At 37.8% G+C, this 12,068-nt stretch carries 12 protein-coding genes; all 12 read left to right on the top strand.

The window, feature by feature from the left end; genetic code table 11:
* Positions 1 to 4: 4 nt before the first annotated feature.
* The gene (folD, locus tag AC6I5B_RS09395; protein WP_004612533.1) at positions 5 to 844 is read left to right on the top strand and encodes a bifunctional methylenetetrahydrofolate dehydrogenase/methenyltetrahydrofolate cyclohydrolase FolD; all 840 of its coding nucleotides are present in this window, start codon (positions 5 to 7) and stop codon (positions 842 to 844) included.
* Positions 845 to 969: 125 nt separating this feature from the next.
* Positions 970 to 2,151: an iron-containing alcohol dehydrogenase gene (locus AC6I5B_RS09390; RefSeq protein WP_004612534.1), complete on the top strand. Its 1,182-nt coding sequence runs from the start codon at positions 970 to 972 to the stop codon at positions 2,149 to 2,151.
* A 154-nt stretch (positions 2,152 to 2,305) separates the two neighbouring features.
* Positions 2,306 to 3,196, top strand: coding sequence for a sulfide/dihydroorotate dehydrogenase-like FAD/NAD-binding protein (locus AC6I5B_RS09385; protein WP_004612536.1), 891 nt, complete (start codon positions 2,306 to 2,308; stop codon positions 3,194 to 3,196).
* Positions 3,196 to 4,584 carry an NADPH-dependent glutamate synthase gene (gene gltA / locus AC6I5B_RS09380; RefSeq protein WP_144166944.1) on the top strand — a complete coding sequence of 463 codons (1,389 nt, stop codon included), beginning with the start codon at positions 3,196 to 3,198 and terminating at the stop codon, positions 4,582 to 4,584. Before AC6I5B_RS09385 ends, gltA begins: the two co-directional genes overlap by 1 nt.
* A gap of 106 nt (positions 4,585 to 4,690) precedes the next feature.
* On the top strand, positions 4,691 to 5,440 hold the full coding sequence (locus tag AC6I5B_RS09375; protein ID WP_004612538.1) for a ZIP family metal transporter: 750 nt from the start codon (positions 4,691 to 4,693) through the stop codon (positions 5,438 to 5,440).
* Between the two features lie 10 nt (positions 5,441 to 5,450).
* Complete coding sequence (locus tag AC6I5B_RS09370; RefSeq protein ID WP_022250107.1) at positions 5,451 to 6,287, top strand: MBL fold metallo-hydrolase; 837 nt, start codon at positions 5,451 to 5,453, stop codon at positions 6,285 to 6,287.
* Positions 6,288 to 6,302: 15 nt separating this feature from the next.
* Positions 6,303 to 6,782, top strand: a complete 480-nt coding sequence (rlmH, locus tag AC6I5B_RS09365) for a 23S rRNA (pseudouridine(1915)-N(3))-methyltransferase RlmH (RefSeq protein ID WP_004612541.1) — start codon at positions 6,303 to 6,305, stop codon at positions 6,780 to 6,782.
* A 16-nt stretch (positions 6,783 to 6,798) separates the two neighbouring features.
* Positions 6,799 to 7,656 carry a DegV family protein gene (locus AC6I5B_RS09360; RefSeq protein ID WP_004612542.1) on the top strand — a complete coding sequence of 286 codons (858 nt, stop codon included), beginning with the start codon at positions 6,799 to 6,801 and terminating at the stop codon, positions 7,654 to 7,656.
* A complete protein-coding gene (locus AC6I5B_RS09355; protein WP_004612543.1) occupies positions 7,640 to 8,116 on the top strand; it encodes an NADH-quinone oxidoreductase subunit NuoE family protein in 477 nt (158 codons plus the stop codon). The genes AC6I5B_RS09360 and AC6I5B_RS09355 overlap by 17 nt, the downstream gene beginning before the upstream one ends.
* Before the next feature lie 115 nt (positions 8,117 to 8,231).
* Positions 8,232 to 10,283, top strand: coding sequence for a transglutaminase domain-containing protein (locus AC6I5B_RS09350; RefSeq protein WP_497773284.1), 2,052 nt, complete (start codon positions 8,232 to 8,234; stop codon positions 10,281 to 10,283).
* A 73-nt stretch (positions 10,284 to 10,356) separates the two neighbouring features.
* On the top strand, positions 10,357 to 11,130 hold the full coding sequence (locus AC6I5B_RS09345; RefSeq protein ID WP_497773283.1) for a class I SAM-dependent methyltransferase: 774 nt from the start codon (positions 10,357 to 10,359) through the stop codon (positions 11,128 to 11,130).
* A gap of 61 nt (positions 11,131 to 11,191) precedes the next feature.
* Positions 11,192 to 12,055: a MerR family transcriptional regulator gene (locus AC6I5B_RS09340; RefSeq protein ID WP_022250112.1), complete on the top strand. Its 864-nt coding sequence runs from the start codon at positions 11,192 to 11,194 to the stop codon at positions 12,053 to 12,055.
* The last annotated feature ends 13 nt before the right edge of the window (positions 12,056 to 12,068 follow it).

The following is a 12,068-nucleotide window of genomic DNA, read 5'->3' as shown; positions in this document are numbered from 1 at the left end:
TTGAATGGCAAAATTAATTGACGGAAAACTGATATCAACACAAATTAAAGAAGAATTAAAAGAAGAAGTGGCAAAATTAAAACAAGAAGGAATTGTTCCATGTCTTGCAGTTGTGCAAGTTGGAAAAGATCCGGCATCATCTGTCTATGTAAATAATAAAAAAAAGGCATGTGCGTTTATCGGAATAGAGTCTTTATCATATGAGCTGGATGAGACTGTGACAGAAGAAGAACTGCTTTCACTTGTTCAGAAATTGAATGAAGATGAAAAAGTAAACGGAATTTTAGTTCAGCTTCCACTGCCTGCTCATATTCGTGAGGATGCTGTGATTCAGGCGATCGCTCCGGAAAAAGATGTGGATGGGTTCCACCCGGAAAGTGTGGGAAATATGTGCATTGGAAGAAATGGTTTTCTTCCTTGCACTCCGGCAGGAATTATCGAACTTTTAAAACGTTCCGAAATTGAAATTGAAGGAAAAGAATGTGTGGTTGTCGGAAGAAGTAATATTGTAGGAAAACCGATGGCATTGCTGTTACTCCGTGAAAATGGAACGGTTACGATTACCCACTCTAGAACAAGGGACTTGAAAGAAATTACAGGACGTGCAGATATTCTTATTGCGGCAATCGGAAAACCAAAGTTCATTACATCTGACTATGTAAAAGAGGGGGCTGTTGTGATTGATGTAGGTATCCACCGCAATGCAGAAAATAAACTTTGCGGAGATGTAGATTTTGATGATGTGATTGAGAAAGTGAGTGCAATCACACCGGTTCCGGGTGGGGTTGGACCAATGACGATTGCCATGCTTATGAACAATTGTATAGAAGCTGTTCGAAAGTAATTTTGATAGATAATTTGTACTAAAATAAATACAATTTTTTTCTCTAAATCTGTTGCGTTAAATAATTAACAGAGTTAGAATACTGTTAAAAGGTTAACAATACATATGCAAAAGGAGAGATTGAAATGAGTAGATTTTGTTTACCAAGAGATATTTATCACGGAAAAGGATGTTTAGAAGAATTAAAGAATCTGAAAGGGAAAAAGGCGATTCTTGTAGTTGGCGGCGGCTCCATGAAACGTCAAGGATTCTTAGATAAAGCAGTGAATTATCTGAAAGAGGCTGGAATGGAAGTACAGCTGTTTGAAGGTGTCGAGCCAGATCCATCTGTGGAGACTGTTATGAAAGGTGCAGAAGCAATGCGTGCTTTTGAACCAGATTGGATTGTAGCAATGGGCGGTGGATCACCAATCGATGCTGCAAAGGCAATGTGGGCTTTTTATGAATATCCAGATGTAACATTCGAAGATTTATGTATCCCATTTAACTTCCCGGAATTAAGACAGAAAGCAAAATTTGCAGCAATTCCTTCTACATCAGGAACAGCAACAGAAGTAACTGCATTTTCTGTTATCACAGATTACGCGAAAGGAATCAAATATCCATTAGCTGACTTTAATATCACACCAGATGTTGCAATCGTTGACTCAGAATTAGTAGAAGGGCTTCCTGCTCATCAAGTAGCTTACACAGGTATGGATGCACTTACACATGCAATTGAAGCATATGTTTCTACACTGAACTGTGCATATACAGACCCACTTGCAATTCAGGCAATCGAGATGGTGTTTGATTATCTGCCAGCTTCTTACAAAGGCAACATGGATGCAAGAGCACATATGCATGATGCACAATGTCTTGCAGGTATGGCATTCTCCAATGCATTACTTGGTATTGTACATTCTATGGCACACAAAACAGGTGCAGCATTCTCAACAGGACACATTACACATGGTCTTGCAAATGCCATGTATCTGCCATATGTAATTAAATACAATGCGAAGGATCCTGTTGCAGCAAAACGCTATGCAGAAATCGCTCGCAGAGTAGGATTGGAAGGAGCTTCCGAGAAAGCACTTATCAACAGCTTATGTAAGAAAATTGACGACTTTAACGTGATCCTTGGAATTCCGGCTACTTTGAAAGAATTCGGTATCAAAGAAGACGAATTCAAAGAAAAAATTGCATCTATTGCAGAGCTTGCAGTTGGCGATGCCTGTACAGGTTCTAATCCACGTGCAATTGATCCGGCTACTATGGAAAGACTATTTACATGCGTTTACTACGGAACAGAAGTGGACTTCTAGAAGTAATATACATAAATTTACAAAAAGCGGGTGTATTGTGCACTCGCTTTTTATCTAATATAATAGAGTGTGAAGCAAAATTGAGAATACCGCTTGAAATTTTCAAAGTTTTGCTTTATCATAGTGAAGTATAAAAGAAAATGGGAGGCGTAAAATGTATAAGATACAAAAAGCAGAAAAGTTAGCAGATAAAATTTTTCTCATGGATGTAGAAGCAAAAAGGGTAGCAAAGCATTGCGAACCGGGACAGTTTGTAATTGTAAAGATGGATGAGAAAGGTGAAAGAATCCCTCTCACGATTTGTGATTATAATAGAGAAGCAGGAACGATTACCATTGTATTCCAAACAGTTGGTGCATCTACAGAAAAGATGGCAGAATTAAAAGCAGGAGACAGTTTCCGCGATTTCACAGGACCTCTTGGATGTGCTTCGGAGTTCGTTCATGAAGATATAGAAAGTTTAAAGGGCAAGAAGATGTTGTTTGTTGCCGGTGGTGTTGGTGCAGCTCCTGTATATCCGCAGGTAAAATGGCTCCATGAGCATGGAATTGAAGCGGATGTTATCGTTGGTTCTAAGACAAAAGACATGTTGATTCTGGAAGATGAGATGAAAGCAGTTGCTGGGAACTATTATCCTTGTACAGATGACGGTTCTTATGGACATGCCGGAATGGTTACAACAAAGATTGAGCAGTTAGTGAAAGAGGAAGGCAAAAAGTATGATGTCTGCGTGGCAATCGGTCCGATGATCATGATGAAATTTGTCTGTCTTTTAACAAAAAAATTGGAGATTCCAACTATTGTAAGTATGAATCCAATCATGGTAGATGGAACCGGTATGTGCGGGGCATGCAGACTTCAGGTTGGAGATGAGATCAAATTTGCATGCGTAGATGGACCGGAATTTGATGGACACTTAGTTGATTTTGATCAGGCAATGAAAAGACAACAGATGTATAAAACAGAAGAAGGCCGTGCGATGTTAAAACTTCAGGAAGGCAATACACATCACGGCGGATGCGGAAATTGTGGAGGTGACAACTAATGGCTGATGTATTAAAAAAAGTACCTGTAAGAGAACAGAATCCGAAGGTACGTGCAACGAATTTTGAGGAAGTGTGTCTTGGATACAATCAGGAAGAAGCGATGGAAGAAGCGACAAGATGTATTAATTGTAAAAATGCAAAATGTATTCAGGGCTGTCCAGTCTCTATCAATATTCCAGCATTTATCAAAGAAGTAAAAGAAGGAAATATCGAAGAAGCCTATAAAGTAATTGGAAAATCCTCTGCGCTTCCGGCAGTTTGCGGACGTGTATGCCCACAGGAATCTCAGTGTGAAGGTCAGTGTATCCGTGGAATTAAAGGAGAGCCTGTTTCCATCGGTAAATTGGAGCGATTTGTCGCAGATTATGCATTGGAGCATGACATCAAACCGGAAAAAGCAGAAAAAACAAATAGTCATAGAGTAGCTGTGATTGGTTCCGGTCCTGCAGGACTTACTTGTGCCGGAGACCTTGCGAAACTTGGTTACGAGGTAACTGTGTTTGAAGCATTACATGAACTTGGAGGCGTTCTTGTGTATGGTATTCCGGAATTTCGTCTTCCAAAACATAAAGTTGTGGCAAAAGAGATCGAAAAAGTAAAAGAACTCGGCGTAAAATTTGAGACAAACGTTGTGATCGGTAAATCTACGACAATTGATCAGCTGATTGAAGAAGAAGGATTCGAGGCAGTATTTATCGGATCCGGAGCTGGACTTCCGAAATTTATGGGAATTCCAGGGGAAAATGCGAACGGCGTATTTTCTGCAAATGAGTATCTGACAAGAAGTAATCTGATGAAAGCATTTGATGATTCTTATGACACACCAATCGTTGCAGGCACGAAAGTAGCTGTCATCGGCGGCGGTAATGTTGCGATGGATGCAGCAAGAACAGCAGTACGTCTTGGTGCAGATGTACATATTGTTTACAGAAGAAGTGAAGAAGAACTTCCTGCCAGAGTGGAAGAAGTCCATCACGCAAAGGAAGAAGGAATTGTGTTTGATCTATTGACAAACCCTACAGAAATTCTTGTGGACGAAAATGGCTATGTAAAAGGTATGAAATGTGTGAAGATGGAACTGGGAGAGCCAGATGCTTCTGGAAGAAGACGTCCGGTTGTAATTGAAGGTTCTGAGTTCGAGATGGAACTGGATACAGTCATCATGTCACTTGGAACTTCGCCGAATCCATTGATTTCTTCTACTACAGAAGGATTAGAAGTAAACAGATGGAAATGTATTGTTGCCGATGAAGAATTTGGGAAAACAACAAAAGAAGGCGTTTATGCCGGCGGTGATGCCGTAACAGGTGCTGCGACAGTTATTCTTGCTATGGGAGCAGGAAAAGCAGGGGCACGAGGTATTCATGAGTACTTAAAAGATAAATAAACTTCATTTGGGGACGTAGTAAAATTCAATTTTACTACGTCCCCAAATTGTAAAAAATATGTTATAATACCTCCTACGAACAAATTATGACTAGGAGGTTTTGTTTATGGAATTGGCACTGATTTCGGCTTTTGGTGTAGGTGGTGCGACTATCGTTGGTGTTATCATCGGTTTCTTTTTTCGGAAAGTACCACACAAATTTAACGATGCGATTCTTGGATTTGCGGCAGGAATCATGCTTTCAGCTGCAATTTTAGGACTGATTATCCCATCCCTTGAAGAAGGAAATGTGTGGGTGACAGCAGTCGGTATTCTTGCAGGCGCCATTTTTTTGAATTTGGCAGATAAGCTGACTCCACATCTGCATCATATCACAGGAGTAGATCATGAAACGCATGCAGACAGACAAAGTAATTTGAACAAAGTGATGTTGTTTGTCATGGCAATTGCAATCCATAATCTTCCGGAAGGGATTGCGGCCGGTGTTGGATTTGGAAGTGAAAATATCAGCAATGCAATTACAGTTGCGCTGGGTATTGCTTTACAAAACATTCCGGAAGGAATGGTAATTGTATCGCCTTTGATTATGGCAGGTGTTGCCAGGAAAAGAGTCTTTTTTATTGCCTGTTTTACAGGCGTGGTGGAGATTGTCGGAACGATGATCGGATTTGGAGCCGTTTCTATTGCAACAGTAATTTTACCTTTTGCTTTGGCGTTTGCCGGAGGAACGATGCTTTATGTTGTGAGTGATGAGATGATTCCGGAAACGCATAGTCATGGATATGAACGTATGGCAACGTATTCATTGATTATCGGGTTTCTTACGATGTTGATTATGGATTTTTATATTGGGTAGGAGTGTGTCTATGAAAATAACTGTTTTGATTGAAAATACGGCTCCGGAGTACTTAAAATGTGAGCATGGATTGTCGATATATATAGCATATAATGAGAAGTGCTATTTGCTTGACACTGGTTCTTCCGATATTTTTATGGATAATGCAGAAGTTTTGAAAACGAAATTGGAAAATGTAGATGCGGCATTTTTATCGCATGGACACTATGATCATTCAGGAGGCTTTGAGGCGTTCTTTGAGAAAAACAAGAGCGCAAAAGTTTACTTACAGGAGAGTTCTAAAGAACTTTGTTACAAAAATGTAGATGGTGTGCAAAAATATATAGGGCTTCCGAAAGATTTGTTACAAAGATATTCTGACCGTTTTGTATATGTGACAAAAAAATGTCAGGTAGATGATGGAGTTTGGATTGTACCGCATAGTACAAAAGGATTGGAGGAATATGGAAAACGTGCACATATGTATCGCAAACAGGGAGAGGGGTATGTGGTTGATGATTTTGCGCATGAACAAAGTATTGTAATAGAATCTCAAAAAGGGTTGATTGTATTCAATAGTTGTTCTCACGGAGGAATTGTCAATATTGTAGATGAAGTACATCACGCATTTCCTAACGAACAGGTTTATGCTGTTGTGGGAGGTTTCCATTTGAAAGGAATTCACGGGGTAGATTCTTTGTCTGTTACAGAAGAGGAAGTAATAGACATAGGAGCATCGTTGTTTCAACGGGGAGTCTCCTATATTTATACAGGACACTGCACAGGACGTCCGGCTTTTGATATTTTAAAACGTGAATTTGGTGAAAAAGTCCAATATTTGTGTACGGGAACAACAATTACGTTTTAAGGAAAAGGGGAGTAAATGAAGATTACATTAATTACAGTCGGTAAAATAAAAGAAAAGTATTTGAAAGATGCAATTGCAGAGTACAGCAAACGTTTGAGCAAATATTGTAAACTCGAAATCGTGGAAGTGGCAGACGAAAAGACACCGGATCAAGCAAGTGAAAATGTGGAACGTCAAATTCGTCAAAAAGAAGGGGAGCGTATTTTACGTTATGTGAAAGACGATGCCTATGTATTTACTTTAGAAATCGGTGGAACTATGCTGGATTCGGTCGCATTTGCAAAAAAGATGGAAACCTTGGGAATACAAGGGAAAAGTCATTTGATTTTTATAATTGGAGGTTCCATTGGTTTGGGAGAAGAAGTATTGAGACGTTCCGATTATGCATTGAGTTTTTCAAAGATGACGTTTCCACATCAATTGATGCGGGTGATTTTATTAGAACAGGTGTATCGTGGCTATCGGATCATTGAAGGTGCACCTTATCACAAATAGTGGAGGAAGATTGAAAATGGTTAAAATTATTTCAGATAGTACATGTGATTTGTCTCAGGAGCTATTGGACAAATATGAAATTTCTATTTTGCCGCTTCATATTTTGTTGGGAGATACAGAGTGTGAAGATGGCATCAATATTACACCTGATGAGATTTATAACTGGTCAGAAGAGCATAAAATGACACCGAAAACTTCTGCTCCGGCAATGGATAGGGCGGTTGATTTGTTACAGCCTTATGTTGAGAAAAGGCAAGAAGTTATTTGTTTTGCAATTTCCGGAGAGATGTCTACTTCTGCAAATGTATTTCGTTTGGCAGCAAGCGATTTGGAAGCAGAAGAGACTGTTTTTGTGATTGATTCAGAAAATTTGTCTACAGGTATTGGGCTTCTTGTAATAGAAGCGGCAATTATGGCAAACAAAGGGAAAAGCGCAAAAGAAATTGTAGAATATATTGAACGACTGAGACCATTTGTGCGTGCAAGTTTTGTTGTAGATACGCTTACTTATCTTCATCGAGGTGGAAGGTGCAGCGGCCTTGCGGCAATGGCAGGCGGTGTTTTAAAGTTACATCCTAAAATTGTCGTGGAAAACGGAAAAATGTTACCTAAAAATAAGTATCGAGGCAAAATGAATAAAGTTCTTTTGGAATATGTGAAAGAAATGGAAATGGATTTGCGGCATGCAAAGAAAGAACGTGTATTTATTACACATTCCGGATGTGATGCGGAAACGATTCAGCAAATATATGATTATTTAAAAAACTTAAATATTTTTCAGGAAATTGTTATCACAAGAGCTGGCGGTGTTATTTCTAGTCATTGTGGTCCTGGAACATTGGGGGTGTTATTTATTGATGGACATGCAGAATAAAAGTGATGAAATAGAAGAGATTTTTTCATATTATAGTCAACAGCCGGATAAAGGAAGCCAGGAGATGGTTGTAGCTCTTTTACGAGAGCTGCAAGATGCTCATGGATTTATATCCTTGGAATTAAAAGAACGTGTGGAACAGGTAACAGGTGTTTCTCCCAATTATCTAAAATGTTTGATAAGAATGTATCCAACTCTCAAAGAGGAAAATACAGTACATGAAATAATTGCCTGTACAGGGGAGCGATGTGGGAAAAAAGAGGGCGGAGCGATTTTAAACGCATTAAAAAGAGAACTCCGGATTCAAAAAAATGGAGTATCTATCGATGGAAAATTTAAACTTCGAACACAAAACTGCCTCAAAAAGTGCGGAACAGCTCCCAATATTATAATTGATGATGTGGTATATTCTGGGAGCGAGCTGAAAGATTTAAAAAAATTATTGGAAAAATTTATGTAAATTGTAGGAGAAACTATTTTTTTGTTGTGCGATTTGTCCCGAAATGTTGTAACAAACAAAAAAATGTGATAGAATTTTAAAATATATATAAAAAAATTATCGAGAGGATAAGAGAATGAAAAAGAGACAACAATTAATAACAGGAATTTTGATTTCCGCAATGGCATTTTCAACCATTACAAAACCTGAAGTAGTACAAGCAAGCCCTCAAAAGTCGGTAAGTGCTTATGAATTACAACAAAAAGAGCGTGATTTAGAACATAACCAGGCAGCTATTGATTTTATTTCTTACTGTGACGAAAATCAATTTAGAACATGGGATCAGTCGCTTGGAGCGCTGAAAGACGAAGACGCGAAAGAAATTGAAAAATGTGTAGAAGATATCGTTAAAGGCGAGACAGAAGACTATAAAAAAGCAAAGTTAATATATGAATGGATTGTTAAAAATATTCGTTATGCGCAACCAACCGAAACTCCGGGATTGGATCCATATGAAGTATTTACGACAAAAAAAGCTGTATGTGGAGGATTTTCAAGACTTTATAAAGCAATGCTGAATTTAGCGGGAATTCCGGCTGTCACAATTGCCGGAAACACACCGTATGGAGCGCACGAATGGAATCTTGTATATGCAGATAAAGAATGGTTTTATTCTGATAGTACATGGGGTGCCAGCAGCATGGATTATTTCCATAAAACATTAGAAGATTTTTCTAACGAGCATCGGGTGCAAAGACTTGTTGCTGTTACCCAGAAAGGCGAAAACAATACAATTATCGGATTTTGGGAAGGCGTTGCGGTTGTCGATGTCGAAAAGAATGTAAAAGACGTTATTGTGCCGGAAAAATTTAGGGATTTGGATATTGTCGCAATTTCCAGTGATATTTTTAACGGAACTGGAATTGAGAAGTTGAAGGTATCAAAGAATGTTACAATAATAGATGCGCAAGGAGCGTCTAACGCAACAGAGTTAAAAGAGATTACGGTAGATTCAGCCAATACTGTATATGCATCTGCGGCCGGTGTACTCTTTACAAAAGATTATTCGGAAATTTTACATTATCCAATGAAAAATACGTCGAAACTGTTTACGATACCAAAAGAAACAATATCTTTCGATATAAAACAGACATTTATCAGTCCTTATTTGGAAAATATATATGTAGAAAAAGAAAATGAAAAGTATTCGTCTTATGAGGGTACTGTATACAATAAAGACAAGACAGAATTGATTATTATTCCTGAAGGGAAAAAATCGGTAACTGTATTTGGAAATGTCGATTTTAGTAAAAGCGAATTGAGTCCGTTTAACTCTAAGCGGAATCTAGAAGAAATTGTTCTTTTAGACGGAATTAAAGAAATTCCGGCAGATACTTTTAATAGTTGTACAGGACTGCAAAAAATCACAATTCCAGAAAGTGTAAATAAAATTGATGAATGGGCATTTACTAATGTTAATTTGAATCAACTTACAATTTTAGGTAGATCCGGAACAGAGGCAGAAACTTATGCAAAGAACCATAATATTAAGTTTTCAGCATTAGATACAGCAACGCCAAAGCCGGAAAAACCGGAAGCAGAATTAAAAACATTAAATGAAGTGATTGCAGAAGCGGTAAAAGTAGACGTTTCTCTTTACGCAGAAGAAAGCGTTGCAAAATTCAATCAGGCATTAAAAGCAGCAAAAGAAGTTGCTGTGAAAGAAGAAGTGACAAAAGAAGAAGTTGTGGAAGCAACCGAAGCACTTCAGAAAGCAATGAAAGGTTTGGAAGAAAAACCTGCACCGAAGCCGGAAAAACCGGAAGCAGAATTGAAGGAATTAAACGCTGTGATTGCGAAAGCAGCGAAGGTAGATGTGACTCTTTATACAGAAGAAAGCGTTGCAAAATTCAATCAGGCATTAAAAGCAGCAAGAGCAGTTGCAGCGAAAGAAGAAGTGACAAAAGAAGAAGTTGTGGAAGCAATCGAAGCGCTTCAAAAAGCAATGCGTACTTTAGAGAAAAAAGTAATAAAAGCTCCTGAAAAAGAAACTGAGAAAGAAACAGAAAAAGAAAACGGGAAAAAACCGGCACCTGTGACAAGTGATGTTGCATTTCCTGGTTTGCCAGCAGGATGGGTGGCTTTAAGTGGAGCAATCGCACTCTTGCTTTCTAAAAAGAAAAAATAAATTACTGCGTAAAAAAGCACGACGGAATGTCGTGCTTTCCTATGAAATAAAAATAAAAGGATACAAGATTAATATGTCCAATGAATTAGAAAAATATTATAATAAGTTTTGCGAAGAAAAACGACTAACAAGACGGCATGGTAATGTCGAATATATTACATCTATGAAATACATTCACAAATATTTAAAAGATAAAAATGCAAAAATATTAGATGTTGGAGCAGGAACGGGGCGATATTCCGTTCAACTTGCCACGGAAGGCTATGATGTTACCGCAGTTGAATTAGTCAAATATAATCTGGGAATTTTAAAATCAAAAGGAAGCAGTGTGAAAACATATCAAGGAACTGCTTTGAATTTGTCGCGCTTTGAAGAAGAAACCTTTGATATGACACTGGTTTTCGGACCGATGTATCATTTATATACGTTTGAAGATAAGGTAAAAGCGCTTGAGGAAGCAAAACGAGTCACAAAAACAAATGGTATCATTCTTGTTGCATATTGTATGAATGAGTATAGTATTTTGACTTATGGTTTTAAAGAAAACCACATTTGTGAAAGTCTGAAAAACGGAAAGGTAGATCAAACTTTTCACGTTGTGGCAGAGCCAAAAGATTTATACGACTATGTTCGAGTGGAAGACATTGATGCGATTCGGCAAAAAGCAGGTTTAGAAAGACTTCAGTTGATTGCTGCAGACGGACCGGCAAATTATATGAGACAAATTTTAAATGCCATGGATGAAGAAACTTACCGACTTTTTATAGAATACCATTTATCAACGTGTGAACGTCCGGAATTGCTTGGTGCATCAGCACATACGTTGGATATTTTAAAAAAAGTATGAAAAATGATTGACATTATACCTGCTATATCCTTTATAAGAGAGGTAAGAGGAGGCGATAACAATGTTAAATATCAAAGAAGTAGAGAAATTAACAAACATTACAAAACAAAATATTCGTTATTATGAGCGGCAGGGACTGATTTTTCCAAAGAGGAATCCGGAAAATGATTATAGAGAATATTCAGAACAGGATATTCGCCAACTGAAAATAATCAAAATTCTACGGAAACTGGATATGCCAATAGAAGAGATTCGGAGATTATTACATCATGATATTATTCTTTCTGATGCGATGGAACTTCAAAAAGAACGGTTGGAAAAAGAAAGAAACAGACTGGAAGATGCTTTGGAATTTTGCAGTCAAATCAATGAAAAAGAATTAGAACAGTTAGATGTAGATGATTGTTTGTTGAAAATGAAAAATGCAGAAGAAAGAGGTGCTGTATTTGCAAATCTTCTGAATGATTATAAAAAAGTAGTACAATTGGAAGAAATGAGAGAATTTCGATTTATGCCGGATTCGATGTGTATGAATCCTTCCGAGTTTACAGAAGAATTGTGTAAATTTGCGAATAAAAAGCATTTGAATTTAGTTATTACAAAAGAAGGAATGTATCCGGAATTTACAATCGATGGAATAGAGTATGAAGCGGAACGAGAATTTTCCAGATATGGTGCAGTAATACATTGTCATATGAAATATTTCGATGAAATTGTACCTTTGGAGATGCCGAAGAAAAAGTACAAACAAATGAGTATGTTTCATAAACTGCTGCCCCTTGCCATCGTAGCGATTGTTTTAGTGCTGCTTGTCATAATAAGATTTGAAGATGTTGGGAATTGGGCAGATAAATCAGTCATTATAATAGGAGCGTTGGTTGAAATATTCGTATTTCACCGATACTATTATAATATGGAAGAGTAAAAAGAGAGGTATT

The sequence above is a fragment of the Faecalimonas nexilis genome (assembly GCF_059731825.1).
Note: the sequence above shows the minus strand (reverse complement) of the source record. Positions and strands in the feature narration are given on the sequence as shown.